Annotated in this window: 21 protein-coding genes and 1 pseudogene; 15 read left to right on the top strand and 7 right to left on the bottom strand. The window is 72.2% G+C overall.

The window, feature by feature from the left end; genetic code table 11:
* Window positions 1-756: 756 nt before the first annotated feature.
* Window positions 757-1512 carry a dienelactone hydrolase family protein gene (locus tag ACZ6NC_RS28165; RefSeq protein WP_465736565.1) on the top strand — a complete coding sequence of 252 codons (756 nt, stop codon included), beginning with the start codon at window positions 757-759 and terminating at the stop codon, window positions 1510-1512.
* Window positions 1513-1545: 33 nt separating this feature from the next.
* Here the strand turns inward: ACZ6NC_RS28165 and ACZ6NC_RS28160 are convergent, their stop codons facing one another.
* The 3 genes from ACZ6NC_RS28160 to ACZ6NC_RS28150 form a co-directional block, all read right to left on the bottom strand.
* Window positions 1546-1737: a hypothetical protein gene (locus ACZ6NC_RS28160; RefSeq protein ID WP_465736564.1), complete on the bottom strand. Its 192-nt coding sequence runs from the start codon at window positions 1735-1737 to the stop codon at window positions 1546-1548.
* Between the two features lie 240 nt (window positions 1738-1977).
* Window positions 1978-5988, bottom strand: coding sequence for a hypothetical protein (locus ACZ6NC_RS28155; protein ID WP_465736563.1), 4011 nt, complete (start codon window positions 5986-5988; stop codon window positions 1978-1980).
* On the bottom strand, window positions 5985-6437 hold the full coding sequence (locus ACZ6NC_RS28150) for a hypothetical protein (RefSeq protein ID WP_465736562.1): 453 nt from the start codon (window positions 6435-6437) through the stop codon (window positions 5985-5987). Before ACZ6NC_RS28150 ends, ACZ6NC_RS28155 begins: the two co-directional genes overlap by 4 nt.
* A gap of 590 nt (window positions 6438-7027) precedes the next feature.
* On the opposite strand from ACZ6NC_RS28150, the gene thpR reads away from it, so the two are divergent.
* Window positions 7028-7645 carry an RNA 2',3'-cyclic phosphodiesterase gene (gene thpR, locus ACZ6NC_RS28145; RefSeq protein ID WP_465736561.1) on the top strand — a complete coding sequence of 206 codons (618 nt, stop codon included), beginning with the start codon at window positions 7028-7030 and terminating at the stop codon, window positions 7643-7645.
* Window positions 7646-7771: 126 nt separating this feature from the next.
* Here the strand turns inward: thpR and ACZ6NC_RS28140 are convergent, their stop codons facing one another.
* Entirely contained in the window at window positions 7772-8716 is a 945-nt protein-coding gene (locus ACZ6NC_RS28140) for a LysR family transcriptional regulator (protein ID WP_465736560.1), read from the bottom strand.
* 115 nt (window positions 8717-8831) lie between these two features.
* Between ACZ6NC_RS28140 and ACZ6NC_RS28135 the strand changes: the two genes are divergently transcribed.
* The 11 genes and pseudogenes from ACZ6NC_RS28135 (at window position 8832) to ACZ6NC_RS28085 (ending at window position 20109) form a co-directional block, all read left to right on the top strand.
* The gene (locus ACZ6NC_RS28135; protein WP_465736559.1) at window positions 8832-9644 is read left to right on the top strand and encodes an inositol monophosphatase family protein; all 813 of its coding nucleotides are present in this window, start codon (window positions 8832-8834) and stop codon (window positions 9642-9644) included.
* 48 nt (window positions 9645-9692) lie between these two features.
* Complete coding sequence (locus ACZ6NC_RS28130) at window positions 9693-10337, top strand: NADPH-dependent F420 reductase (RefSeq protein WP_465736558.1); 645 nt, start codon at window positions 9693-9695, stop codon at window positions 10335-10337.
* A gap of 617 nt (window positions 10338-10954) precedes the next feature.
* Window positions 10955-12457: an ArnT family glycosyltransferase gene (locus ACZ6NC_RS28125; protein WP_465736557.1), complete on the top strand. Its 1503-nt coding sequence runs from the start codon at window positions 10955-10957 to the stop codon at window positions 12455-12457.
* A 488-nt stretch (window positions 12458-12945) separates the two neighbouring features.
* The gene (locus ACZ6NC_RS28120; RefSeq protein ID WP_465736556.1) at window positions 12946-13992 is read left to right on the top strand and encodes an LLM class flavin-dependent oxidoreductase; all 1047 of its coding nucleotides are present in this window, start codon (window positions 12946-12948) and stop codon (window positions 13990-13992) included.
* Between the two features lie 254 nt (window positions 13993-14246).
* Window positions 14247-14819: pseudogene (locus tag ACZ6NC_RS28115) on the top strand (transposase); the annotation flags it as partial.
* 226 nt (window positions 14820-15045) lie between these two features.
* Entirely contained in the window at window positions 15046-15651 is a 606-nt protein-coding gene (locus ACZ6NC_RS28110) for an ArsR/SmtB family transcription factor (protein WP_465736555.1), read from the top strand.
* The gene (locus tag ACZ6NC_RS28105) at window positions 15648-16955 is read left to right on the top strand and encodes an MFS transporter (protein ID WP_465736554.1); all 1308 of its coding nucleotides are present in this window, start codon (window positions 15648-15650) and stop codon (window positions 16953-16955) included. Before ACZ6NC_RS28110 ends, ACZ6NC_RS28105 begins: the two co-directional genes overlap by 4 nt.
* A 763-nt stretch (window positions 16956-17718) precedes the next feature.
* Window positions 17719-17865 (top strand): hypothetical protein, encoded by a 147-nt coding sequence (locus ACZ6NC_RS28100; RefSeq protein ID WP_465736553.1) that lies wholly within the window; start codon window positions 17719-17721, stop codon window positions 17863-17865.
* Window positions 17862-18302 (top strand): hypothetical protein, encoded by a 441-nt coding sequence (locus tag ACZ6NC_RS28095; protein ID WP_465736552.1) that lies wholly within the window; start codon window positions 17862-17864, stop codon window positions 18300-18302. Before ACZ6NC_RS28100 ends, ACZ6NC_RS28095 begins: the two co-directional genes overlap by 4 nt.
* A 48-nt stretch (window positions 18303-18350) precedes the next feature.
* Complete coding sequence (locus ACZ6NC_RS28090) at window positions 18351-18545, top strand: hypothetical protein (protein WP_465736551.1); 195 nt, start codon at window positions 18351-18353, stop codon at window positions 18543-18545.
* A gap of 127 nt (window positions 18546-18672) precedes the next feature.
* Window positions 18673-20109, top strand: coding sequence for a HEAT repeat domain-containing protein (locus tag ACZ6NC_RS28085; RefSeq protein ID WP_465736550.1), 1437 nt, complete (start codon window positions 18673-18675; stop codon window positions 20107-20109).
* 331 nt (window positions 20110-20440) lie between these two features.
* Here ACZ6NC_RS28085 and ACZ6NC_RS28080 read toward each other — a convergent pair whose 3' ends face one another.
* On the bottom strand, window positions 20441-20857 hold the full coding sequence (locus tag ACZ6NC_RS28080) for a winged helix-turn-helix transcriptional regulator (RefSeq protein ID WP_465736549.1): 417 nt from the start codon (window positions 20855-20857) through the stop codon (window positions 20441-20443).
* Window positions 20858-20962: 105 nt separating this feature from the next.
* Here ACZ6NC_RS28080 and ACZ6NC_RS28075 point away from each other — a divergent pair, with 105 nt between their 5' ends.
* A complete protein-coding gene (locus tag ACZ6NC_RS28075; RefSeq protein ID WP_465736548.1) occupies window positions 20963-21910 on the top strand; it encodes an NADP-dependent oxidoreductase in 948 nt (315 codons plus the stop codon).
* Window positions 21911-22709: 799 nt separating this feature from the next.
* Here the strand turns inward: ACZ6NC_RS28075 and ACZ6NC_RS28070 are convergent.
* Window positions 22710-23354: a LuxR C-terminal-related transcriptional regulator gene (locus ACZ6NC_RS28070; RefSeq protein WP_465736547.1), complete on the bottom strand. Its 645-nt coding sequence runs from the start codon at window positions 23352-23354 to the stop codon at window positions 22710-22712.
* Window positions 23342-24496 carry a sensor histidine kinase gene (locus ACZ6NC_RS28065; RefSeq protein ID WP_465736546.1) on the bottom strand — a complete coding sequence of 385 codons (1155 nt, stop codon included), beginning with the start codon at window positions 24494-24496 and terminating at the stop codon, window positions 23342-23344. The genes ACZ6NC_RS28070 and ACZ6NC_RS28065 overlap by 13 nt, the downstream gene beginning before the upstream one ends.
* A 112-nt stretch (window positions 24497-24608) precedes the next feature.
* Between ACZ6NC_RS28065 and ACZ6NC_RS28060 the strand changes: the two genes are divergently transcribed.
* On the top strand, window positions 24609-25841 hold the full coding sequence (locus ACZ6NC_RS28060) for a serine hydrolase domain-containing protein (RefSeq protein WP_465736545.1): 1233 nt from the start codon (window positions 24609-24611) through the stop codon (window positions 25839-25841).
* Window positions 25842-26027: the final 186 nt, after the last annotated feature.

Below are 26027 nucleotides of genomic sequence, written 5' to 3'. Positions count from 1 at the left end.
TTAACAAACTACCCCGGTGCCACCCTCTGAAACGGCCGTCGAAGCCCTTCCCCGGGTCTTGCCCCCCCCCTTCAACCCCGGGGTGGTGGGGCCGACCCCCACGGGGCCACCCCCCCCCACTGCCAGCTGAGGCCTGTCTGATAATTGACCTTGTGGCAGGTCCAGCTACTCCAGCCGTAGATCTTGATCTTCATGGTTGTTGGGCTGCTTGCCGCTGGTAGTGGCCGGTGCGGGCGCGTGCTTGGTGCCGACGCCGCCATCCCGACCAGCGGGGCCAGAGGTCGGGGTGCCTGTGTTGATGGTTGGGGTCGACCATTTCACGATGGCCCCGGCTCGGGTGGTGGCGAGGTTCGCCGGCTGCCACGAGTTGGTCGGCACACGGTTCGGGACAGCGACCCGGCCCGGGCCGGGTTTCGAAGCGCGGTGAGGATCGTGCAGCCGCAAGATCGGTAGTTCTGTCACGGGCGGCGCGTCGACCGGGTACAGGGGCCGAGGTGTTGGTCGAGATCGTTCTTGCGAACCGCACTGCGGACTGGGGGAGTGCTGGCGCCGCTCCTGTCCGGTGGGCTACGTTGTGCGGTGATGACTACCGGGACGGCATTGCGCCACACACGGATTGGTGACCCGGCGCTCCTTTGAGCGCCGTACGGGCCGGTGCTGGCCCGCTGTTGGATCGAGGATCTGGCGCTGCTGCGCGGGCTCCGCCTCCTGTCGTGTTGATCTCAGCTCGACACGTCAACCACGACAGGAGAACTCATGCCCACCAAGACGCTGCACATTCCCACCGAGGACGGCCAGGCCGACGCTTTCGCCGCCTTCCCCGACGGTGACGAGCGGCACCCAGGGGTGCTGATGTACGCGGACGGCTTCGGCCTCCGGCCCGTGCTGCGGGAGATGGCCCGCGAACTGGCCGGGCACGGGTACTACGTGCTCGTCCCCAACCTCTTCTACCGGCACGGCCCGGCACCGGTGATCGAACTTCCCGAGCACATTGGCGAAGAGGTCCGGCCCGCGGTCTTCGCCCAGCTGATGCCTTTGATCGAGGCGCACACCGCCGAACGTGTCCTGAGCGACGCCGATGCCTACCTCAGGTTCCTCACCACCCAGCCCGAGGTCGGCGCCGGACCGGTCGCGGTGACCGGCTACTGCATAGGCGGCCTCCTGGCGATGCGCACCGCCGCGGCCCACCCCGGCCAGGTGGCCGCCGTTGCCGGATTCCACGGTCCCGTGGGCGCCGACGGGGCCGGCAGCCTCTCCAAGCTCACGGCCCAGGTCCACCTCGGCCACGCCGAAGGCGACATGACACCCGAGGCCCTCGGCGAGCTCAACCAGGCCCTGGACGCCGCGGGTGTCGGCTACACCTCCGAGATCTACCCCGGCACCATCCACGGCTTCACCATGTCCGACACCGATGCCTTCAACCCCTCCGCACTGCAGCGTCACTGGGACCGCCTGCTCCCCCTCCTCGACCGCACCCTGGACAACAGTCGATCTTCGCGACGGTGGCGGTGAACAAGACGATCGCCGCGTTCGTCCTCGCTCGGACTACGAGCCCTTGGGGACGCCCGGGTACCACTCGGTCCAGCCGTCCCACGGGGTGAGGGTCCGGGACCAGGTCACGTTGTTGCTGTCGAGGGAACTGATGGTGAAGTTGAAGTCGCCCTGGTGGTTGAGGACCTTCACCTGCCTGACGAAGGGGCCGCCGCCCAGGCTGCCGAAACCGAGGCGAAGCGCCACCGCTCGTGGTGGCGCCGTCCCTGACCCGCTGCTCCCCGGTGCAGGCCGTCAAGGCTGCTTCCGGACTCCACGATGAGGAGGACCTGCATCGTCGCCGCTCGTCCGCTCCGCCCACACCGCGACGGCCTGCTTCATCCGGCCAAGCCGGGCTTCCCACTCCGCGTGCTCTGACATGGAGGTAGGCCGGCCAGCCCCTCGGCCTCGTCCGGTCCGTGCCGCCCGCCCGGCCGCACCACGGGGTCAGCCACCCGAGGAGCGCTCCGCGAGGGCGAGGGCGAGGGTGAACAGGTGGTGCAGGTGGGTGTTGCCGGTGCGGCGGGCCTCGAGGACCGCGCTGCGGAGGTTCATGGTCGCGGCGAGGCGCAGGTCGGTCAGGGGGCGCTGGAGGACCGCGCCGGCGTGGTCGAGGTCGTGCACGCGGCTGTGCCAGTCGAAGTCGCGGCGCCGGAGGGGCTCGCCGACGGCCAGTTGTCCCGCGTAGGCGACGTACCGGCCGTCGGGGGAGGTGGTGATGAGGTTGAGGTGCTCCGTGCCCGTGAGGGCGGGTGGGGCCGGCCGCGGGGTCAGGGTGCCCGGGTCGAGGAAGTGGATGCGTCCCTCGCCGGGGGCCTTGCCGCCGACGACGTCCCACTCGGGTACGGAGAACAGGTGCCGCATGCGCGGCGTGTCCCGTTCGACGAGGGACCGCATGCGGTGTCCGCCGAGCTGCCAGAGGGTCAGCCCGCCCTCCTGTCCTGCGGTCAGCAGCCGGTCGTGGCCGACGAAGGCCAGGTCGGCGAGCCCGTCGGGCTGTACCGGTCCGCCGACGGCCAGTGCGCTACCGAGGAGTGCGTCGGTGGCGACCAGGACGTGGCCGTCGCAGAGCACCAGCCTGATCCCGTCGGGGTCCACGGCGATCAGGGTGCCGTTGGACAGTCCCCAGGCACCGAGGCCGACCTGCCGAAGGGCATCCGACGACGCCGAGCCGAGGTCCTGGTCGACCAGGGCGGCCGGGGAGAAATGCAGGCCGGCCACGTAGCCGAAGAGCATCGTGGCGACCCTGGCACCGGCCACCGCGACCCCTCGCGCGAGAATCGTAGTGCCCTGGTCGGTGTGGCGGACGAGTTCGAACGCCCGGTCACCGCCGTGGTCGGGTGACCTGGTGGCGATGACGGTCGAGGCGTCGACGCAGGTGATCGACCTGTGGTCGGCCGGGCCCGTGGACAGGGTGGTCCGGGTGCCGGTGCGCAGGTCGAGGGTCTCGACCGTCTCCCGGTGGTCGTCGGCGATCGTGGCGACCGCCAGGGTGTCGTGGGCGTGGGCGAAGGAGATGTAGTCCTCGTTGAAGAGGTCCAGCTCGGGCGGGAGCCGGGTGGTCGCGCCCTCGGCGGCATCGGCGACCAGGGCGGCGGTGCGGCGGGCGGGGAGTGAGCGAAGGGCCTCCAACAGTGCACGGTCGACCGCGTCCGCGGGGTGCCAGCGACGCACTGGGATGCGGCGGGCGAGCCGGGTGGCGTCGGTCAGCGAGCAACGGCAGACGGCCTCCCAGTAGAGCGGCCAGTCCTGCCGGCGGGCGAGCTGTTCGGCCACGCGGAGCACGCTGTCGCGGGTGGCCGGCGGCCCGGTGGCGCGGTCCCAGCCCGACACCTCGACCGTGGTGCCGGGCCGCGGCACTCGGTCCTTGAGGCGGACCTTTGGGGAGCGTGCACGGGCTTCGGGGTCCTCGGGCCGTCCGGCGGCCCGCAGGGCGTCGTTCTGCCCGTGCAGGGCACCGACCAGGCCCATCTCGTGCTCGGCGGCATTGGCGGCGGCGAGCTGTCTCCAGAGCGCGACGGACTCCGCGCCGGCGTCCAGGGCCTCGTCGTGGCGGCCGACGGCCGTGAGGCTCTCCCGGCGCAGGCCGAGCGCGAGGGCGAGGTGCTTCCGGTACGTCAGGGGGTTGTCGCCGGCCAGGCGGCGGTAGAGGCCGACGGACTCCGTGATGGCGGCGACCGCCTCCTCGTGGCTTGCGGCGTGCGCGAGTTGGGTGCGGAGGTTGAGCAGGGCGATGGCGAGGTCGGGCTGGTGGCCCACGGGGTCGGCGTCGGCCAGTTCGCGCCAGACCCGGACGGCTTCGAGGGCCGTCGCGGTGCCGTCACCGGGCGTGGGGGCGGGGCCGCCCGCCCCGGCGCCGGACGGAGTCCGTTCGGCAATGGTGCCGGCGTCGGCCCGTACGGTCAGGGCCGCGGCGTTGGTCAGGGCGACGGCGAGGCCGACACGGAAGCGCGGGTCGTCGGCCTCCCGTCGGCGGTAGTGCTCGATCGCCTCCTGATTGGCCCGGTACGCCTCGGTCCACCGCCCGGTGCGTTCCAGGTGCGTGGCGAGGTTGGCCAGGGCGGTCGCCAGGTCGAGGTCGTACTGCGGCTGGTCCCGCGCGTAGAGGCGGCGGAAGATCCCCACCACCCGTTCCTGGGCGGCCGTGGCCTCGGTGTGGCGCTCGATCTCCATGAGCCGGCTGGCGTAGTTCGTCAGGGACTTCCCGACGTCGGCCTCATAGATCTCCGGCTGCTCGACGGCCAGGCGTTCGAAGGCACGGACCGCCCGCAGCGCGGCGCGGACCGCCTCCTCGTGGCGGCCGAGCAGGCCGAGGTCGTTGCCGTGGTTGACCAGGACACCCGCCATCGCGCCCGGGCCGTCGGCCACGTCGAGCCGGAGTTCCAACAGGCGGATCCGCAGGACGGCGGCGGCGACGACAAGGTCGGGCGGGGTCGGGTCGGGCACACGGTCGAGCACCTCGCCCAGCAACTCATCGGCGATGGCGGGCAGTTCGGCGAGGGCCAGCAGGGCGGGCGCGCCGGCGGCCACGGCCAGGTCCGGATTCTCGTCCAGCAGCGGGAAGAGGCAGCGCGGGCCGACGTGCGGCCAGCGTTCGGCCGCCGCTGCGAGCGTGGCGATGGCCCGGGTGGGCCGGTCGTCGTGACGGGTGGTCACGGCGGCGGTCTCCGGGGCCCAGCGCTGCGCCGGGTACGCGGCGCGGTGGCCCGGCAGGGTCAGGGCGACGAAGTCCTCGGCGAGGCGGTCGGGGTAGAGCGGTTCGAGGACGGTGGCGCGCGCGGGATCGGGTGGCGGGTAGCAGACCGCGTGGTCGGCGAGAACTTCGGCGGTGGGGTGCCCCAGGCTCAGCGCGTCGACGAGTGCGGTCCCGGAGTCGGGGGACCGGGGGCCGCCGAGGGCGGCGGTGAAGACGGCCCGGTTCATCGCGGCGGGCGGGGTGGCGATCCGGCCGTGGCGCCTCTCCCGGCGCAGGCGTGCCCAGTTGAGCTGTTCCCGGTCCAGCAGGTAGAGGGCCAGCCCGGCGGTGCCCGGCATGGCGGGTGCGGCGGCCGGGTCGAACGCGTCGCCGGCGGCGGCCGGGGAGGCGCGGGTGGCCGCGGGGGCGGGCGCCGGCGGAGTACGGCCGGTGGCGTGCGCGTCCACGGCGACCAGGGCGGCCATGTGTACGGCCAGCACCAGGCCGAACTCGGGGTGGTCCAGGTCGGCCGGGCCGGGCGGCGGCGGGACCCCGTACGTGGCGGCGAATCCGTCGAGGGCGGCCCGGTACATGGTGTGGCGTCCCTCGGGGTCCGCGGCGGCACTATCAGCGGACCCGGCGTGCCCGGGCCCGTCCGCGCCGAGCGGCGGCAGCAGTTGCTGCGAGACCGAGACCTGCTCGTTCGCCAGCGAGGCACGCAGCGCGGGCCAGGCATCCGTGCCGCGGGCGAGCAGGAGGATCCGCACGGGCAGGTCGGTGCGGTGGAGCAGCGCGTTGCTGAACAACCAGGTCAGGGACGACAGCGGCCACCGGTCGGCGTAGTCGACCAGAAGCAGCAGCCCGGCGGTGCCGTCCGGGCGCAGGTCCTGACTGCCGGGCGGCGGCAGGACGCCGCCCGGGCCCTCGGTCGCCGTGGCCACCGTCCACCCGGCCGCCGTCAGCAGGCCGGCGAGCTCGTGCGCCAGCCTCGTCTTGCCCTGCCCGCCGCGGCCGTACAGCCACCGGGCGGCCCGGCGCGGCCCCCGCGTGCACCACTCTCCCAGCTCCCGCAGCTCCTGCTCCCGCCCGGTGAAACCGACGACGGCGAAGCGGGCGTTGAGCATCCGGCTCGGCTGCTCGCGCAGCCAGTCCTCGTCGAGCCGGGGCGGCGGCCGCCACCGTTCCAGGACGTACAGCGGCGTGCCGTCCCCGAAGACATGGATGTCGGCGCCGATCACCCCGTACGCGAACCCGCCGGTGGCGGTGACGTACTGGGAACTCAAGCGCGCCCGCCCGGCTCCGGCTGGACGGTCACATCGCCGCCCTGCGAGGCGAACAGCTGCGCGTGGTCGTGGGCGACGACGTGCATCACCCACCGCTGCTCGTCCTCGGGCAGCGAACGCCGCATCCGCTCGGTGAGCTCGGTCAGCTCGCCCGCGAGTTCCGGGTGCTCGCGCAGCAGGTCCTGCAGCCTCAGCTGCCAGCCCGGCAGCAGGCTGTGCCGGGCCGCCGTCGCGTCGTCGGCCCGCGCCACGAGGCCGGCGTCGCCGTCCAGCTGTGCCGCGACCAGCGCGATCCGGCCGTCCGCAGCGGGCGCGGCCTCCGGCCCGCCCTCCTTCGGCGCCGTGCCGTCACCGGGCTGCGCCGAGGTGCCGTCCCGCGCGCCCGCGCCGGCGCGCCCGAACAGCCTCAGCACACCGGTCCGGCTGGCCTGCCAGGCATTCGTGGCCATCGCCCCGACCAGAGCGGTCGATCCCGCGGTGGCCGGCGCCGCCACCAGTGATTCCGCCAGCATTCCCCCGCCGTTCCGCCGATCCGCCGTATCCGTCCTTCCGGCTTTCCATGCTGCCACCGATCCCGTTGCCGGGAGCCGCAGTTGCACGACTTCGGCGGGCTCGTCGGCTGCGCGGGCCGGGCACCCGGACGAGGAACGCGCGCCGCTCCGGCCACGCCGCGGCCGCCGCCCGCGCGGCCTCGTCCCAGGTCAGGCCCGCGGGGTAGAGCGCATCGAACATCCGGTCAGGGCGGCACGGGGACCGGGGGTGTGAGCAACGCTGTTTCCCCGGTCGGCTGGATAGAGGAGTACGACGTCGAGCGCGGCACGTGGATCCCGTTGGTCGACAGCAGCATCGTCTCCGACGCCGCGGGCTGGCGAGCCCGCTGCGCTGCCCGGGCCCGCTCGCTGCTCGTGGACCTGGTGCTGCGCGGCCCTGCGCCAAGCTCCCGCTGCTCCTGGTCGAGGTCGAGGTCGACCGCGAGAACGAGGGGCCCCGGCGGACCCGGCGAGCGCAGGCGACCTGTCCTCGGCTAATCTCCCCCCTCGTGGACGTTCCCCCCGAGCCCTCGACACTGCGCGTCTTCGTGGCACTGGCTCCGCCCGACGACGCCAAGGACGAACTGGCCCGGGCCCTGCAGGGCGCCTACGCCAGGTACCCGCGGCTGCGGTGGAACCGGATCGAGGACTGGCACATCACCCTGGCCTTCCTCGGTGAACTGCCATCCACGGCAGTGCCGCCGCTGCGGTCGGCGCTGGCCGCCGCGGCCGCGTCGCACCCCGCCCTGCACCTGGGCCTGCGGGGCGGCGGCCACTTCGACCAGCGACTGCTGTGGAGCGGGATCGACGGGGACCTGGAGGGACTGCACCTGCTCGCCGCCGACGTCCGGGACCTGGTCAGGTCCTGCGGGATCGAGTTCAGCAACCGCCCGCTGCGCCCCCATCTGACCCTGGCACGGTCCCGCCGCGACGATCCCACCAGCGTGCCGCAGGCCGCGGCCGGGCTGACCGGGTTCGTGGGCCGGCCGTGGCAGGCCGAGCGTCTCCACCTGGTCGGCAGCAACATCGGCCGTGGTCCGGGGCCGATCCGCTACCGCGACATCGAGGCGTGGCGATTGGGCGCCGCCGTCCGGGCCGGGGGCGACGGCGCTCCCGCCGAGCCGTAGCCGGTGGCTTTGTACGCGATTTACGACGTCGTTTCGACGTGAGATCGGGAGTCGCACGCCGGCATGGACAGGTGTTCACGAGAACGGGAGTCGGCTGCCGCAGGCCTTCCCCCCCCGGCGTATCCGTCACTGCCCGGTCCGGTTGGTGAGGGGTGGTTGAGAGGCGGTCGGTGGTGCGAATAGTGCCTGGACGGTTTTGGTGGCCAGGTCTCGCAGCCAGGTGTGGGCGCGGTCGTCGTCGTAGCGCTGGTGCCACAGCAGGTACAGGGGGACCTCGGGCAGCGGGAGCGGCGGCGGCAGTGTGGCCAGGCCGAGTTGTTCCCGGGCTGCGCGGGTGACCGCGTCGGGGAGGGTGACGACCAGGTCGGTGTCGAGGGCGAGTTGCAGTGCGAAGGCGGCGGTGGGCCCGGCGGCGACGACGCGTCGTTCGAGGCCGCGGGTGGTCAGGGCGTCGTCGATCGGGTCGCGCAGGCTTCCGCGTCGCGAAACGGTGAGGTGTTCGGCGGCTGCGTAGCGCTCGATGCTCAGCGGGCCTTCGGTGAGGGGGTGGCCTGGTCGGACGGCGACGACCAGCCGGTCGCTGCCGACGAGGCGGTGGCGGATGTCGGGGAGCGTCGGAGCGCTGGAGCTCGATTCGAGGTCGACCTCACCCCGGCGCAGCTCGGCGTCGTCCGTCCCGGGTTCGGCGGACAGGCGCAGCCGGACGCCGGGGGCTTGGCGGTGGACGGCGGTGATCAGGGCGGTGCCGCAGGCGGCGGTCAGGGCGTCGTGCCAGCGCACGGTGAACACCCGGTCCAGAGCTGCCAGGTCGAGTTGTTGCTGTGCGGACAGAAGGTGGTGGGCCTGCTGTACGAGAGCGTGGACCTGGGCGCGCATGGCCAGCGCGCGGGTGGTGGGGACCATGCTGCGGCCGGTGCGGACCAGGATCTGGTCGCCGGTGGCCTTGCGGATGCGTCCCAGGGAGCGGCTCATCGCCGGTGCGGTGACGTGGAGGCGGGCTGCGGCGCCGGCGACGGTGCCCTCTTCCAGCAGTGCGTCCAGGGCCGTGAGCAGGTTCAGATCCAGTTGCATTCCCGTAACTCTACAAGTGAATAGCATGCACTTGTTGTTAATGATCGGGGGGCCTACCTTCGAAGTGCGGGCGCGGGACAAGCCGCCCGCACACATCGAATGCAGGGAGCCCACCATGAGCACAGCCATGCCTTTCGCCGCCGACACGACGCTCCTGTCCGAGGTGACCGCCGCGGTGAGGACCGCGGGCCTCACCCTGCGTGACCGCCACACCCCGCACGCTCGGGGCGTGAGTCTGGAGGAGGTCGTCGCTGAGATCCACGCCAACGACGACGCGGTGCTGGACGTGCTGCGGGAGCCGCTGCTGCGGGCCCGGCGGGGATCGCAGTGGGCCGAGGACGAGCTGGCCGGCGGTGCGCTCCCGTCGGGGGAGTGGTGGGTCGTCGACCCCGCCGAGGGCAACATCAACCACGTTCACGGCATGGAGGACTGGGCCGTGACTGCCACCCTGGTCCGCGACAACCGGCCGGTGCTCACCGTCGTCCACCTGCCGCTGACCGGCGACACCTACACCGCGGTCGCCGGCGGCGGTGCCCGCCTCAACGACCGGCCCCTGAAGGTGTCCGCCAAGACCGATCTGGGCGCCGCGCTCGTCGGCACCGGCCAGGCCAGGCCCGGCGAGGACGAGCGCACCTTCCGGCGGATCGGTGAGTCGGTCACGGCCATGCTCATCAACGGCCTGGTCGTGCGCGTGTCCGTTCCCGCCACGATGCAGCTCATCCACGTCGCGGCCGGACGCACGGACGCCTTCTGGCAGTTCTCCGACGTCCGCTCCGGTCTGGTCGCCGGTGCGCTGCTGGTCTCCGAGGCCGGAGGCACCGTCACCGACCTGGCGGGCGAGCCCTGGCACACGGGCAGCCGCGACTTCCTGGCCGCCGCCCCCGGCATCCACACCGCCGCCCTCAAGGTCCTGTCGCCGATCGCCTGACCGGGCACCTCCGCTCCACCCACCTCACACCGCAAGGAGCATCACCTCATGACCAGCATCGGCATCCTGGGCGCCGGCCGCGTCGGCGCCAACCTCGCCGGCAAGCTCTCCGCAGCCGGACACCGTGTCACCCTCGGTGTCCGGAACCCGGAAGAGACCGCAGCCCTTGCCACCGGCATCGCCCCGCAGATTGCCTTCGCCGACCAGCGCACCACCGCCCGCACCACGGGCATCGTGATCAACGCGACGCCCGGCCACACCTCCCTGGACCGCCTGGCCGGCCTGCGCACCGAGCTCTCCGGGAAAATCCTCATCGATGTCTCCAACGCCACCCGCGACGCCGATGACGGCCTGCCCGGCGACTTGTGCTATCCCGGCAGCAGCCTCGCCGAGCAACTCCAGGCCGTCCTCCCCGACACCCATGTGGTCAAGACCCTCAACACCATGTTGTTCATGGTCATGACCGCTCCCGAAACCCTGGCCACCCCACCGACCGCCTATCTCTCGGGCGATGACCAGAACGCGAAGAAGACCGTCACCGGCCTGCTCGGCGACCTGGGCTGGCAGCCCGCATGGATCGAGGACCTCGGCGGCATCACCACAGCCCGCGCCACCGAGGCCATGATCCTCGTGGTTCCCCACATCCTGCGCCGACACGGCTTCAAGCCCTTCGCCGTCTCCCTCGCCCGCTGAGCTGCAAGTGACGCCCGAACTCATCGACATTGATCACACCTACTACGCGCGAGGCGAACTCCCGAAGTCGTCGACAAACGACTCCATTCCCGTGTACAGAGCCAGTGGGCCGAGTGCGCCTGGAGCGACGACGGGCTGCGCGCCGGCTGCCGTTATACCGTCGCCGACCAGTGAGTCCGGGAGCCGGCCGAGTGCGGACGGGATCGAGCCGGGGCCGTGGTCGCCGAGGCCGGGCGGCGAACCTCCCGGTGGCGCCGTTCCTGACGGGGCAGCGGGTGCAACGCGGGGCGCAGCACGCGCAACGTGAAGGCCTTGGCCAGGCTTCGTGCTGCGTCCCTGACCGGCGGGAACCGCCGGGAAGCCCAGGGCGCAGCAGTGTGTTGCAGCCGCGTTGCGTTGTCCGACCTGGGGTGGGGAGTCGTCCCGCGTCACGCAACCTTGACCGGTTGCCACCGACGTTTGACCAGTGCGTGCCTATTGCCGGTTCCGGCTGATCGCGCAGGGCAGCGCGTCCGGCGTCCGTGTCCGGTGTCGGTGTCGGTGTCGGGCGGGCTTGGTGCCGGATCGCTTGTTCCGGACTCTTCTCGGGACGGTCCAGGGCGGTCAGAATTTTGGGCATGCGCACTCGGGGGGATGCACAGCCGGGCCTCGGGCCGTTTGCGGCCGGACCGGTCGGGGGGATTGCCGCCGCTGCCGCGGCGTTGCTGATCGCGCTGTCGGGCCGCTACGGCTTCCACCGCGACGAGCTGTACTTCCTGCTCGCGGGTCGCCACCTGGCCTGGGGCTATCCGGACCAGCCGCCGCTCACCCCGCTGCTGGCCCGGCTCGGCGCGGAGCTGTTCGGTGCTACCCCGACCGGGGTACGGATCGTGCCCGCGCTGCTCGCTGCGGCCTCGATCATGCTCACCTCGTTGATCGCCCGCGAGATGGGCGCCGGGCGCGGCGGGCAGGTGCTCGCGGCAGGGGCGGCGGCCTGCTCGGGCTATCTGCTGGGCAACGGCCACCTGCTCTCCACCGCGACCTTCGACCTGACAGCCTGGCTGACGGTCATTCTGCTGACGCTGCGCCTGTCACGCACCGGCGAGGCCCGCTGGTGGCCGCTGCTCGGAGTGGCGGTAGGGGTCGCGTTGCTGAACAAGCTGCTGGTGCTCGGGCTGCTCGCGGCGCTGGCGGGGGGCATCCTGACGGCCGGGCCGCGCGGCCTCCTCGTGCCCCGGCTGCGCACCCTGCTCGGCCCGCTGACCGCGCTGCTCACCGCACTCCCGGTCGCGCTGCCTGTCCTGTGGTGGCAGGCCGCGCACGGCTGGCCCGAGCTGACGGTCGCCCAGGGGCTCAGCGCCGCCGGCGGAGCGGGCGGGCGGTTGCTCGTCCTCCCGATGCAGGTGCTCCAGCTCTCCCCGCTGCTGGTGCCCCTCTGGCTGACCGGGCTGAGTCGGCTGCTACGCCGGCCGGAGCTGCGCTGGGCCCGACCGGTCGCGGTGGCCTGGGTGGTGCTCTGCCTGCTGGTGATGGCGGCCGGTGGCAAGGCCTACTACCCGATCCCGCTGCTGTACGCGCTCACTGCGGCCGGCTGCGAGCCGTACGCCCGCTGGGCTCGCGAGCACCGCGCCAAGCTGGCCGGCGGACTGCTCGCGGCCCTGCTCACCAGTGCCCTGGCCGCCCTGCCGGTGCTGCCCGCATCTGCGCTGGCCGTGCCGATGACCGTCGACCCCGACATCGGCGAGGAGGTCGGCTGGCCGGAGCTCGCGCGCGCCACCGCCACCGGCTGGGCGACCATCCCCGCCGAACAGCGGGCCACCGCCGTGCTGCTGACCGCGAACTACGGCGAGGCCGGAGCCCTCGCGCAGTATGGGCCTGCCCTCGGCCTGCCATCCCCGTACTCCGGCCACATGGGCCTGCATGCCTGGGGCCCGCCCCCGGCGACCACCACGGGGCCGGTTCTGCTCGTTCACCCGGCGGGCCACGCCGAGGCGGAAGAACACTTCACGGGCTGCCACCTCGCCGCGCGCGTCGACAACGGGCACGGCACGGCAAACCAGGAGCAGCATGCGGCCGTGGTGCTCTGCACAGGGCCGGACCGGGCATGGGCGGCGCTCTGGCCGCTGCTGCGCCGGTACTGAGCAGCTCACGCGGGCACGGAGGCGCCGCAATCCGCCCGCCAGGGTCAGCGTTGCGGGTGCCTCGCCGAGCAGCAGCCACCGGCCACCGGTCCGGTCGGCATCCATCGCCGGTACGCGGCACCCGATTGTCAGCGGACATGCCGAGATCCGTTCTGATGGTCAGTCGAATGCCTCGCGGGCGGGCATGTGATCTCCCTGTCCGGTGTGACGAGTAGTCACTTGTTCAGGCGCATGTGCGCCGCTGGGGGCTGGGTTGGTCGGGTTCGCGTATGACGCGGTCCCGGCGGTCCCGGAAGGCGTGCCGGCTCGTGGCGGCGTCGTGCGAGGTGGGGAAGGTGCCCTCGCCCGTGTTCGCACGACACGTTCCCGATCCTGAAACCGCTGCGGTAGGCCCACCGGCGCACTGGGGGCATGATCTTGACCAGGGACGACAGCGAACTGCTACTGGAGTGGTTCAGCCACTTCACTCGACGGCGAGGAGAGTCGCCATGCGGACCGGCATCGTCATGACAGCAGGGCCGGGTGTGGAACACCTGGCCGCCCGCGCGGAGGAACTCGGCTTCGACAGTTTCTGGGTGTACGACACGCCGATGATCCACGGCGATCCGTTCGTGAGTCTCGCACTCTGCGCCAAGGCCACCCACCGGATCAGGCTCGGCATCGGTGTCACCTCACCGGCACTGCGTTCCGCGCCCGCCGCGGCGGCGGCCGTCGGCAGCCTCAACGCCCTTGCTCCCGGCCGCATCATCTGCGGGGTGGGCACCGGCAACACGGCGCGCCGTACGCTCGGCATGCGGCCTACGAAGTTGGCGGAGCTGGAGTCGTTCACGGCCGCCCTCCAAGATCTCACCACGGGCCGCGAGTCGGACTACCGCGAGGGGACCCGCTCCAGCAGGGTGCGATTCCTGCACGTCGGGCCGTACGTCAACACCGAGGCTCCCGTGGAGTTCGTCGTGGCCGCGTTCGGCCTGAAGGCTGCCGCGGTCGCCGGCCGGCTCGGCTTGGGAGTGATCTCCTTCGGGATGCACGACCCCGCGGCCTGGTCCGCCCTCGGCCAGGCCCGGCGGGCGGCGGCGCGGGACGCGGGCAGTGCCGAGAAGACCCGTTCGTATCTCATGTCCTCCCTGCATGTCCTCGCCGACGGCGAGGACCGCTACGGCGATCCGGTCAAGGACTCGATGGGGCACATCGCACTGAGCGCACTGATCCTCGGCGCGGAGGACCCCGCCTTCCGCGCGGCCCTCCCGCCGGAAGAGGCCGCGGCTGTCGACCGTCTGCTTCAGTTGCGCGGCACCACCCCCACCGATCCCAGGCTTCACCAGGCGCTCTACCGCAACTACCTGGGTCGGTTGTCCCCCGAGGACCGCGAGCTCATCGTGCCCTCCCTGGTGGACAGATTCGGTCTGGTCGGCACCAGGGGCGAGGTCACCGAGCGGATCGACGTGCTGGAGAAGTCGGGGGTCGACGAGCTGGTGATCCAGCCCGTTGTGAACCCGGAGACCGAAATGGCCGAGCTCGCACGGCTGCTGGCCTGACAACTCGGCGAAGGACGGCCGTCGGATCGTCCGGCGGGCCGCTTGGGCTGTTCGGCGTGGTGGCGGGCAGGCTGCCTGTGCGTGCCCGCCCCTCGACCGTTGGGGAACGATCTTTGACGAATCGGGGAACGATCTTTGAGGGGCCGCCCCTGACGGGCGGCTCAGGACTTCGGGACTGAGCCGTCGCGGCTGGTTCCGCACGTCGCCCCGGGGCTGGTTGCTCCCGCTGCTCGCCGTCGGGTTGCGCACCGGTGGCTCGGGGAGCCTGGGTGGTCTTCGAGGACGAAGCCGGGCAGACGCTGAGACCGCCGCGCGCCAGGACCTGGGGCCGAGTGGGGTGCACGCCCGTCGTGTGGGTGAAGGGCGGTGGCTCCGGACGGATATCCATGGCCGGGATGAGCTGTTGCAAGAAGGGCGAACGCTCCCGGCTGATCTTCAGAGTCCGCCTGCACCGAGGGCGCAAGGGCGAACGCAAGAGCTTCACGTGGCAGGACTACCGCGACCTCATCGTCCGGGCCCGCATCCAGCTCGGCGGCCCGATCGTGTTCGTCTGGGGCAACCTGTCGGTCCACCTCGTGCCGCAGATGAAGGACTTCGTCGCCGCGAACGAGGGCTGGCTGACGGTCTTCCAACTACCCTCGTACGCGCCGGACCTCAACCCGCAGGAAGGCATCTGGTCGCTGGTCAAGCGAACCATCGGCAACCTTGCCGTGGCCAACCTTGACCACCTGACCAGGACCGTCAAGCGGAGCCTGAAGAAGATCCAGTACCGACCACACCTGATCGACGGATGCCTCACCCAAGCCGGACTGATCATGGACGGCTGACCCCCACCAGTACATCCGGTGGTGTCGCTTCGGACGATCCGTGGTGGGAGGCCCGGGTGTTGCACGCGAAGCTCTACCCGGCGAAGAACCGCAGCGCATGAGGCCGCCGCCTGCCCGCCTCCACCCGCGGTGCCGCCCTCCCCGGCCGCTCGGGCCGACCAGGACATCAACAAGAGATTTCGTACAACTACTGTCGTACAAGAGCTCTTGTGTATATTCTCCTCGCATGACCGATGAACCCGATGCCCCGGCCGCCGCGCGCGGCGACGTCCGGCAGATCGCTGACTCCCGCGTCCTGGCCGCCTTCACCCACCCGGTCCGGCGCCGCCTGCTCGACGTGCTCAAGGTGGACGGCGCCGCCACCGTCGGCCTGCTCGCAGAGCGGACCGGCCAGGCGGTCGGCAACGTCAGCCACCACCTCAAGGTGCTGGCCGGGGCAGGCCTGGTCGAGGAGGCGCCCGGGCTGGCCCGGGACCGGCGCGAGCGGTGGTGGCGTCTCACCTCCGCGAGCCTGCGCTGGGCGCGGGCCGACTTCGAGGACGACCCGGTCGCCGCGGCGGTCGCCGACGCCGCCGGTTCGCTGCAACTGGAGCGTCAGGCCGGCCTGGTGCGCGCCTGGTTCGCCACCCGGCAGGAGTACGCCCCCGAGTGGCGCGAGGGCTGCGCCGTCGCCACCGAGACCTGGCTGCGGCTGACTCCCGAGGAGGCCCGGGAGCTGGCGGCCGACCTGGTGGCGGTCCTGGAGGGGTGGGCCGCGCGGCCGGTGCCCGAGGACGGGCGGGAGCGGGAGTCCGTCTTCGCCTTCGCCCACAGCGTCCCGGCCCGGCCATGACGACCGACCTCGCCCCGGCCGACATCTCGCCCGGCGCGCCCGCCTGTTCGCGGTGGGGCCTGCTCGCGCAGCGCGACTTCCGGCTGCTCTGGGCAGGCGAGAGCATCAGCCGGCTGGGAAGCAGCGTCACCTCCGTCGCGCTCCCGCTGGTCGCCGTGGTCTCGCTCGACGCCGGGCCGCTCGCGGTGGGCCTGCTGAGCGGCGCCGTCTGGCTGCCCTGGCTGCTGCTCGGCCTCCCGGCCGGCGTCTGGGTCGGCCGGTTACCCCGGCGGCCGGTGATGATCTGCTGCAACCTCGTCTCGGCGGCGCTCTTCGTCAGCGTCCCGGTGGCCGGGTGGCTGGACGTGCTGACGATGGCCCAGCTGCTGCTGGTCGCCCTGCTCACCGGCACCGCGGCCGTCTTCTTCAGTGCCGCCTACCAGGCGTACCTGCCGGAACTCGTCCACCGGGACGACCTGATCGAGGGCAACGCCAAGCTCCAGGGCAGCGCCTCGGCCGCCCAAGTGGCCGGGCCCGGCGTCGCGGGCCTGACCGTGCAGTGGTGCGGCGCGGCCGTCGGGCTGCTCGCCGACGCGGTGACCTTCCTGGTCGCCTCCGTCACCCTGCTGCTGATCCGCGGCGATCGGGAGCCGGTGCCTGCCCCGGTGGTGCCCGGCCCGCTGCGCGCGCAGGTCCGCGAGGGCCTCGCCTTCATCCTGCGCGACCGCTTTCTTCGCTCCTTCCTGTTGTACGGGGCGTCGGCCAACTTCGCGCTCACCGGCTACCAGTCGATCGCCGTCCTCTTCCTGGTCCGCGAGGTGGGCGTGGCCCCGGGCGCGGTCGGGTTCCTGGCGGCCGCCGGCGCGCTGGGCGGAGTGTTCGGCGCCGTTGCGGCCCGACCGCTCTGCCGACGCCTCGGCACGGCGCGCGCCGTCCGGTTCGCCCTGCTGGTCGCCACGCCCTTCGGCCTGCTGCTCCCGGCGGCCGGGCCCGGCCCGTGGGTGGCCCTGTACGCGTTCGGCTCGGTCGTCATGGTGGCCGGGGCAGTACTCTGCAACGTCGTCCTCGGGAGCTTTCGCCAGACCTACTCCCCGCCCGCGCTGCTCAGCCGGGTGGTGGCCACCTCGATGTTCGCCAACCAGGCCACCATCCCGCTCGGCGCCGTCGCGGGCGGCGGGCTCGGTGCGGCGCTCGGGCTCCGGGCCACGATGTGGATCATGACCGGGCTGCTGGTGCTCTGCGGCGGCCTGTTGCTGGCCTCGCCGATGCGCAAGGACCGGGACCTGCCCTCGGGGCCAGCGCCCGTTGACCGGAGCGGACGATGACGACTTGCCCTTCCGCGGCAAGGGCCCGCGCTGGTATCCGCTTCGGACGATCCGTGGTGGGAGGCGCCGGGTGCTGCACGCCAAGCTCCACCCGCCCAAGGACCGCACCAGCGCGTGAGTGCACGGACCACAGGGCGGGCTGTGCGGACGGGCCGGGAGGAGGAGCTGTGTGTGCCTGGGTGGGTGGCTGGCGGGGGTTTGTGACGGCCGGAGTGGTGACGGAACCCGGGCGGGGCCGGGGCGGCCCGTCGTGCCCGATCCCGAGGGCGTGACCTTGTTTCGGGTGGCGTGTGAGAATCCGTGTGTTTTCGGGGTTTCCTGCCCTCGTACCCGGATTGGTTCAACCACTGCCCGAGGGTTGTGCGGGCTCTGCGGGACCGTCCGGGTGCTCCAGGGATGCCCTTGTTCGTGTCACTGTTCGTGTCCGCCGTGCGGCCTGCCGGAGGGGCGCCGAGGCCGTCGGTAGCGCCGGGGCCGTCCGGGTGGCCCACCCGAATTGACGGACCCTCGTAGATCGCCGGTCTTATTTCTCTTCGGATTCCATCTCCCAATCCGCCGGGGATTGCCGGGGGAACAGTTCGGAAAGATCGGTTCGGAATTCACCGGGAGAGCTGCCGGGAGAGTGCGGCGGTCCGGGGGGCCAGTGCGGTCGGGCGCCGACCCCGGGCGGTAGCGCGAGCTCCGGCCGCTGCTGCCGGTACCCGGTCGCCGGCGCCGGTCCCCGCCGGCTGCTCCGGCTGTGCCTGGTCGTCCGGTCCGCCGGGTGCTCGTGGTGGTGGATGGTGAGGGCCTGCTGCTCCTGGCCGCCGGGGTGGTGACCGCCCTCGCTCTGCTGCTCCGGCTGCCGGTCCTGGTTGCCGAGGCCCTGGTGTGCGGAGTGGCGGCCGGGCAGGCTAGTTTGCTCGGGTGACTCTCCTTGATGATGTGGCCGAGCGCGACGGCTGGCGGTGCTGGGTGTGCGACGAGGCGGTCGACCCCGGCACTTCGGTGAACGACCCGCGGGGGCCCAGCGTCGACAGCCGGACCGCTGACCGGAAGGCCAAGGTCGCCGAGCGGCTCGCGCACCGCGGGTGCAATACCCGCAAGGGCGCGGTCAAGGTGGTCATCGCCTGGCCGGACCGCCTGTATGTGGTCGAACCCGCGCCGCTGATCACCGTTGCCGGGAGGCTGGAGCGTAAGGGGGGCCGCGAGATGGTGGGTCGTTGTCCGACCAGGAAGGACGCCCAGGAGGCGGCGGATTGGCTGGTGGACCGGTTCTCCCGACTGGTACCGGGGCTGCCGGTGACCGCCGACGTCGAGGCGGGCGGCGGCCAGTTCCTCGTCATCCTGGCCACCGGCCGCCGCTGACCGGGGATCACCAGAGCACACTCACGTCGAGCTGAACCGTCGGCGCACATGGACCTGTCCGCCAACACCCCCGGCATCCCGCACCCCGACGACGACCAGACCGTCGACGAGGACGAGCTCGACGGCCAGGAGCACGGCCTGCTCGGCGACATCCGCACCCGGGGCCGCCGCCGGGCGGCCGGGCTCACCATGGAGGCCATCGACCAGACCCTGGCCGCCGCCCAGGACGAACCGGCAGGATGACGCGGTGAACTTCTTCTTCCGTCGTCAGCAGCCTGTCTCGCAGCCTTCCCCGGGCGTGGATGTCTTGGAGCGTGTACGGCTGGCGGTTGCCGGGGCGCGGTCTCGGGACAGGGATGCGTTCGAGGAGTTGATCGCCGCACTGCTGGCGGTCGGCTCGGCCGGGGATCGTGATGACTCGCTTGAGGCGCTGCGTGTGCTGACGGGACGTCCGGCGCTGCTGCTGCGCCTGGACGCCTTCATACGACGGGAGTCGTGGTACTCGACGCGCGCCGCCCCATCACTTACCGAGGCCGACCCGGTCGCCCTCGTCCTGGCGGCCTCGCACGCCGATGGCCGCATCCGTGAGCGCGTGGTGCGGCGGATGCTGCACCAGCCGCGTCCCGAGATGATGCCGTTTCTCGTCCTGCGGACCAGCGACTGGGTCCGCCAGGTACGGGAGCCGGCGTGCGCGGCTCTGGCCGTGCTGCTCCACGAGAACCCCCTGCTGGCCACCCCGGCGACCGTGCGTACGGCCCTGCTGATCAACCGGCGCCAGCGCGGCGCCTTCGCCCACGGTCAACTACTCGTGCCGCTGCTGGCCGAGTCGGGCACGGCCTTGTCCGGAAGGCTTCTCACGGCCCCCGACCCGGTGGTGCGTCGCTTCGTCCTCGACACCACCGCGCACCGCCTCAGGTTTCGTGACCTCGTGGCCCTCGCCGAGAGCGACCCTGGCCGGCAGGTCAGGGCCCGGGCCGCCGAGGCCGCCGCCCGGCAGGCGGTGTGGACCGACCAGGTCGAGCCGCTGCGCCGCCTGGCCCGCAGCCGCCACGCCGAGGTACGGATCACCGCCCTCACAGGGCTGATGCGCACCGGATCCCCGCAGAACGTGGTGCCGTACCTCGACGACCCGTCCGCACTGATCCGGGCCCTGGCCCGAGAGGCGGCACGCCGCACCGGTACGGATCCACTGGTCCACTATCGCGCGGCGGTCCAGGCTGCCGAGCCGCAGGCCGGGGCGGTCGGAGGGCTTGCCGAGACCGGCAGCCGGGCCGACGGCCCACTGCTCACCGCCCTGCTGGACAACCCGGCTCCTCAGGTCCGCGTCCACGCGCTGCGCGCCCTGCGGAGCCTCGATGTGGTGCCCGTGCCCCGGGTCACGGTGCTGCTGCGGGACGGCTCCACCGCGGTGGTCAAGGAGGCCGCCGCCACGCTCGCCCCCAATGCCACCCAGCTGCCCGCCGACCTGCTGTGGGACATGCTCACCGACCCGCAGCGGCCGGCTGTCCGACGAGCCGGCTACCGGTTGCTGACCCGGCACGACCACCTCACCGCACTGCGCGCCGCCCTCGTCGTGAGCGGCGATACCCACCCCCGACTCGCTGCCCAGGGCAAGACCGACGCCACCACCCAGATCCGCAACCTGGTCCCGCACCCCTGGCGCACCCGCCCGGTCCCGTCCCTCGACGCCAGCCCCGCACAGGCCGCTGAACTGCTCGCCCTGGCGGAGCAGCGGTGTACCGAGCTCACCGAGGGCGTGGTCCAACTGCTGCGTGACGCGCTTCGTCCGGTGTCCGGCAGCCGGTAGCCAAGTCGCAGGCAGGCGCACCTCAGCCGCTCGGACCCTACGGAGTACCAGGGTCGGGGTGCGGCTCGCCCGTGTTCGGCATGTGGCTTCACCGGGTTCGGCGCAGGCGTTCACGATCAACGACCCAGCCAAGGGCAGGGAACCCGCAGCACAAACCTCATAACGCGACGACCGTCTCACTGGACTTGAAATCTTCCGCACCGGATGTGAGCCAGAGCGGATTACTACGGGACAGAACCGACTACGGGACAGAGCCGTTCGCTGGACTGACCCTCGCCGGGCCCGCCGGGATTCGGTGCGGTTCTGGTGCGCACCGGTGTCGGCAGGCCTGTCACTGCCTGACGGGGGTGGGTTCTGCGGTCATCCGCTCGTCGAACTCACCACGGGCCGTCAGGATCTCCTGAACGTGTTCCACGGACCAGTGCGCGATCGCGCTGGTCAACTGCCCGGCTTCGACGCCGAGCGCGGTCAGCCCGTACTCCACACGCGGTGGAACCGTCGGGTAGACGGTGCGGCTGACGAGACCGTCCCGTTCCAGGGCCCGGAGTGTCTGGGTCAGCATCTTCTGCGTGATGCCGTCGAGGAGACGCTGCAGCTCGTTGAACCGCATCGGCCGGTCACATCGCCTCAGGGCGGCCAGGACGTACAGCGCCCACTTGTTGGCGAGCACCTCGATCACGGTGCGCGACGGGCAGTCGCGGCGGTAGGTGAGCGTCCAGTCCGTTGCCGCACGCGGGTAGGTATCCATGAGGTACCTAGATACCCAATAGGTGCGTACTTCACAACAGGTACCGCCATCTCCCAGGATGGTCACCGGTGGCGGAGAGACCACCAGTGGTGGAAGGGGGACGAGATGAGCAGCGGTATGCGGGCGATCAGCCAGCGCGTCTTTGGCGGTCCGGGCGTCTTGGAGGTCGTCGAGACCGAACGGCCGGTGCCCGGCCCGGGCGAGGTGCTGGTACGGGTCCATGCGGCCGGGGTCAACCCGGCCGATTGGAAGAGGCGCGCCGGCCTCTTGCGCAGACTCGGCGAGCCACCGTTCGTCCTGGGCCTCGACCTGGCCGGGGTGGTGGAGACGGCGGGTGACCAGGTGACGCGGTTCCGGCCGGGCGATGAGGTGTACGGGGCCGTTCTGCCGCCTCGCGGTACCTACGCCGAGTACGTGGCCGTTCCGGAGGACTCGCTGGCACTCACCCCGCCGAGCCTGGATCACGTCCACGCCGCGGCACTCCCGACCGCGGTGCTCGCCGCTTGGCAGCCGCTCGTGAACGTCGCCGGTGTAAGTGCCGGGCAGCGCGTGCTCGTCCATGCGGCAGCCGGAGGCGTCGGCCACCTCGCGGTGCAGATCGCCAAGGCACGCGGCGCGTACGTCGTCGGCACCGCCCGACAGGACAAGCACGGCTTTCTGCGGGAGCTCGGCGTCGACGAGCTGATCGACTACACCACCACCGACTTCGCGGCGCAGGCCCGTGACATCGACGTGGTGCTCGATCCGATCAGCGGCGACTACGGGCCGCGGTCGCTGGATGTCCTCACGCCGGACGGGATCCTCCTCGACATCAGGGGCACTGGCCCGGATCGCACTGCCGTCAGAGAACAGGCCGCGGCGCGCGGCTCGCGCTATGTCGAGTTCGGATTCAAGCCCTCCGGATCCGACCTCGAAGAGATCGGAGGCATGGTGGAGCGGGGCGCTCTGCGAGTCGTCGTCGACCAGGTAGTGCCCCTGGAGGAGGCGGCCAAGGCGCACGAGCTCGGCGAGACCGGCCGCGTCAGAGGGAAGATCGTCCTGACGGTCCGATAGCGCCGGCGGACGGACCTCCACCGGCAGACACCCCGGCCCCCACGCATGGGTGTCTGCCCGTCACCCTGACCCCGATCGGGAAGCAGCTCCACGACGACCTGCAGCCGGTCCACCGCGGACTCCAGCAGAGCCTGGCGCGGGCTGCGCTGGCAGCCCGGGGGAGGGCCGGCGTCCTGCGTCTGGGCTCGACTGCGGCCAACGGCGGGGATCTGCGCACCTTCTCGGACGAGTTCACCGGGCGTCACCCGGCAGTGAGCTCAGGCTGCGTTCGGTGAGTTTCGGCGATCCCTTCGCCGAGCTGCGCCGGGGGAGATCGACCTCCTGCTCCTCTGGCTCCCGTCCGCGAACCAAATCTCTCCGTCGGCCCCCTCGTCTTCACCCACCCGATCGTCCTGTGCCTGTCCTCCGCCCACCCGCTGGCGCGCCGGGACTCCGTCTCGTACGAGGACCTGGCCGCCACGTCCTGACCCGCAAACGGCCCGCAGACGCGGACGAGGCCCGGCACCCAGATGGGCACCGGACCTCGTCCGACAGTGGAGCGCCAGGCCCGGGTTGCACGGACTCTCCCTACTGAAAGTAGGGCGTGCTCTGGTAGCACCGCTGACGCCTGACGAGAGATCATCTCCCTCGCGACGAGAAGAATGCTAGCAGGTCAGCGGCCCGCCACCGAAGTCGGACCACCCGGCCCGCTGCGCCCGGCCCGTTGCGCCCGCCCGTTGCGCCCCGGCACCGCCCACCGAGCCCCCGCGGACCCCCGGGGGGTCCGCGCCCGGCGGACCGGCCCCGGCGGACCGCTCGGTCAGCGGCGGCTGAGATAGGTGAGGACCGCGAGGACGCGGCGGTGGCCGCTGTCGGCCGGCGAGAGGCCGAGCTTGGCGAAGATGTTGCCGATGTGCTTGTGGACGGCGTTCTCGGTGATGACGAGCCGGGCCGCGATCGTGGCGTTGTCCTTTCCCTCGGCCATCAGCGCGAGAACCTCGCGTTCGCGTGGCGTGAGGGCGGCAATCGGGTCGTGGGCGGGACGGGTGAGGAGCTGCCCGATGACCTCGGGGTCCATGACGGTGGCGCCGGCGGCGACCCGCCGCAGCGCGTCGACGAACTCGCTCACCCGGCTCACCCGGTCCTTGAGGAGGTAGCCGACGCCGCCGCGTCCGTCGGAGACCAGCTCGCCGGCGTACTGCTGCTCGACGTACTGGGAGAGGACGAGCACGGGCAGGCCGGGGTGCCGGCGGCGGGCGTGGATGGCGGCGTGGATGCCCTCGTCGCGGAAGGTTGGCGGCAGCCGCACGTCGACGATGGTGACGTCCGGCCGGTGTTCGGCGACGGCGGCGGCGAAGCCCGGGGCGTCCCGGGTGATCGCGGCGACGTGAAAGCCCTTGGCGGTCAGCAGGAGTTCCAGCCCGTTGGACAGCAGGACGTTGTCCTCGGCGATCACGACCCGCATGCCAGGCTCACAGCGATCGTGGTCGGGCCGCCGACCGGGCTGTGGACGCGGACGGTGCCGTCGAGCGCCAGGACACGGTGGCGGATTCCGGCGATGCCGGTACCCCGCGTCTCGTCGGCGCCGCCGACCCCGTCGTCGCCGACCTCGATCGACAGCCGGTCACCGACGCGTGCGACGCGGACGGTGGCCCGGGTGGCCCGGCTGTGCTTGGCGGCGTTGGTGAGCGCCTCGGCGATCGTGAAGTACGCCACGGCCTCGACCGCGGCGGGGACCGTGCCGAGGCCGCCGACGTCGAGGGTGGTGTCGATCGCCGATCGGGCCCCCAGCGCGGCCAGCGCCCCGGCGAGGCCGCGATCGGCGAGGATCGGCGGGTAGATCGTCCGGATCACCGCACGAAGCTCCGCCATGGCCTCCTCGGTACCCTCATGCGCCTCCTCGAGGAGTCCGGCCACCGCCCCGGGGTCCTCGCCCAGCAACTCGCGGGCCACGCCCAGCCGCATCGCGACGGCCACCAGCCGGGCCTGGGTGCCGTCGTGCAGGTCACGTTCGATCCGGCGCAGCTCCGCGCCGTGCGCGTTCATCGCGTCGGCCCGCGTCTCGGTCAGCGTCTCCACACGCTGCGCCAGCCTCCCGACGGCCGAGGGGGACAGCAACGCCACGCAGATCCGGGCGTGCAGGCGCGCCAGCGGTGGAACGAGCCAGTAGGTCAGGGCCGCGAAGACGACGAACTGCGCGGTCCCCAGGGTCAACGCCGTGCCCCACCCGGACAGCGGGACACCGGCGGCGAAGCCGCCCGCGCGGGTGCCGGAGGGCAACGCCCACCACAGCGGCACCGTAACGGCCGTGGTCACCGCGTTGCCTGCGCACAGCACCACGACGAGCCCGAACGCCAGACCGGTCACGACGCCTGCGCACAGCCACCCGAGAACACGCCGCGTACCGACGCGGACGGGACCGGAGCACGGAGACAGCAGCAGCCGGTCGGCGCGGCGGCGATGCCAGGATGCCCAGGCGCGAGCCGTCGCCGGGACGACGAGTACGGGCAGCGCGAACAGGGCGACCGCAGCGGTGAACAGGCTCCCCAGCAGGTAACCCAGACCGCGCCACATCGCCGAAAGCCGGCTGCCCCCGAGGTGGTTCATCCGCACAAGTCTGAGCCATGGCGACCGCGCCGGCACTACAGCCCGCTACCCCTTTTTCCTACCAGTGAGGGGTACCGTGCGGTCACCCCGGCCAGACCTAGTGTCAACGCCCATGACGACTTCACCGATTCGTTCACCACGGCGGCGCGGCCGGTCCATCCGGCGGAACCTGGCGCTGGCCGCCGTCGTGACCGTCGCCCTTTCCACGAGCGTGCCCGGCGCGATGGCCGCCCGGCAGCACGACGACCGAAGCCGGCTCCAGCTCCAGCGCGACGCCGATGCGATCACCGCGCTCGGCGTGACGGGAGTGCAGGCCCGCCTGGTCACCTCTGACGGCCGGAACATGACCGCCACCAGCGGCGTCGCCGACCTGACGGACCGCCGGCCGGTCCCCGGAAACGGCTACTTCCGGACGGCCAGCGTCACCAAGACGTTCGTGGCCACCGTGATCCTGCAACTCGTCGGCGACCGCAGGATCGCCCTGGACGACCCGGTCGAGCGATGGCTGCCCGGTGTGGTGTCCGGAAGCGGCAACGACGGGAGCGCGATCACCGTTCGCCAACTGCTCCAGCACACCAGCGGCATCCACGACGACTACCCGGACTACAGCTCGGCGCAGGACTTCCACCAGCACCGGTACGACACCTACACACCCGAGCAGACCGCCGCCCGGGCGATGCGCCACCGCCCGGACTTCCGGCCCGGCACCCACTGGAGTTACGGCAACACCGGGTACGTCCTGCTCGGCATGATCATCGAGCGGGTCACCGGGCACCCCTGGCATCAGGAGGTGAGAGACCGGATCGTCCGGCCGCTCGGCCTCGACCACACCTTCCGGCCGGGTGCCTCACCCACGCTGCCCCAGCCGCACGCTGAGACCTACCAGCGGTTCAAGGCCGGCGAGCCGCTCGTGGACGTCACCGAGCAGGTCGGCCCGGGCACCAACGGAGAGGCCGGGCTCGTCTCCACCACCGCCGATCTCAACCGGTTCTTCCGCGCCCTGCTCGGCGGCCGGCTCCTGCCACCGGCGCAGCTGACGCAGATGACGGAGACTGTCCCCGTCAGCGAGGAGTTCGAGCAGTTCATGCCGGGCGCCCGTGACGGGCTGGGGCTCTTCTCACGCCCGCTGTCCTGCGGCGGGGTGTACTGGGGCCACGAGGGCGGCGACTCCGGCTGGATCAGCGCCGTCGGCGTCACCGCCGACGGCCGGCGCAGCGTCGCGGTCTCGTTGTCGGGCGTCCTCGCCGATTCCACGGAGGACGTCCTGCGCGTGGAACAGGCTGAGAGCAAGCTGGTCGACGACGCTTTGTGCACGACTGCGGACACCGCCCACCAGCGGCGCTGAGGTCCTCCGCACGGAGCGGGCAGGGAACGCCCGCGCCTGGCCGGCCGACAGGTGCAACACCGGTCCCGGAGTCCCCTGAAGGACCTCCGGAGCCGACCACCAGGAGGGCGGGCGGCATGGCGCCGGGGGGGGGGGGGGGGGGGGGGGGGGGGGGGGGGGGGGGGCGCGTAGCCCTCTCCCCCGCTG

Source organism: Kitasatospora sp. NPDC041988 (assembly GCF_055588525.1).
The sequence above is the reverse complement of the archived record's forward strand: the minus strand, read 5'-3'. Positions and strand labels throughout refer to the sequence as shown.

What these genes read in the sequence shown, in the direction of transcription:
- ACZ6NC_RS28165 (WP_465736565.1), top strand. Translation starts at nt 757, where the DNA reads ATGCCCACCAAGACGCTGCACATTCCCACCGAGGACGGCCAGGCCGAC.
- ACZ6NC_RS28150 (WP_465736562.1), bottom strand. Translation starts at nt 6,437, where the DNA reads ATGGCCACGAATGCCTGGCAGGCCAGCCGGACCGGTGTGCTGAGGCTG.
- ACZ6NC_RS28140 (WP_465736560.1), bottom strand. Translation starts at nt 8,716, where the DNA reads ATGCAACTGGATCTGAACCTGCTCACGGCCCTGGACGCACTGCTGGAA.
- ACZ6NC_RS28135 (WP_465736559.1), top strand. Translation starts at nt 8,832, where the DNA reads ATGAGCACAGCCATGCCTTTCGCCGCCGACACGACGCTCCTGTCCGAG.
- ACZ6NC_RS28130 (WP_465736558.1), top strand. Translation starts at nt 9,693, where the DNA reads ATGACCAGCATCGGCATCCTGGGCGCCGGCCGCGTCGGCGCCAACCTC.
- ACZ6NC_RS28125 (WP_465736557.1), top strand. Translation starts at nt 10,955, where the DNA reads ATGCGCACTCGGGGGGATGCACAGCCGGGCCTCGGGCCGTTTGCGGCC.
- ACZ6NC_RS28120 (WP_465736556.1), top strand. Translation starts at nt 12,946, where the DNA reads ATGCGGACCGGCATCGTCATGACAGCAGGGCCGGGTGTGGAACACCTG.
- ACZ6NC_RS28110 (WP_465736555.1), top strand. Translation starts at nt 15,046, where the DNA reads ATGACCGATGAACCCGATGCCCCGGCCGCCGCGCGCGGCGACGTCCGG.
- ACZ6NC_RS28105 (WP_465736554.1), top strand. Translation starts at nt 15,648, where the DNA reads ATGACGACCGACCTCGCCCCGGCCGACATCTCGCCCGGCGCGCCCGCC.
- ACZ6NC_RS28090 (WP_465736551.1), top strand. Translation starts at nt 18,351, where the DNA reads ATGGACCTGTCCGCCAACACCCCCGGCATCCCGCACCCCGACGACGAC.
- ACZ6NC_RS28080 (WP_465736549.1), bottom strand. Translation starts at nt 20,857, where the DNA reads ATGGATACCTACCCGCGTGCGGCAACGGACTGGACGCTCACCTACCGC.
- ACZ6NC_RS28075 (WP_465736548.1), top strand. Translation starts at nt 20,963, where the DNA reads ATGAGCAGCGGTATGCGGGCGATCAGCCAGCGCGTCTTTGGCGGTCCG.
- ACZ6NC_RS28070 (WP_465736547.1), bottom strand. Translation starts at nt 23,354, where the DNA reads ATGCGGGTCGTGATCGCCGAGGACAACGTCCTGCTGTCCAACGGGCTG.
- ACZ6NC_RS28065 (WP_465736546.1), bottom strand. Translation starts at nt 24,496, where the DNA reads ATGAACCACCTCGGGGGCAGCCGGCTTTCGGCGATGTGGCGCGGTCTG.
- ACZ6NC_RS28060 (WP_465736545.1), top strand. Translation starts at nt 24,609, where the DNA reads ATGACGACTTCACCGATTCGTTCACCACGGCGGCGCGGCCGGTCCATC.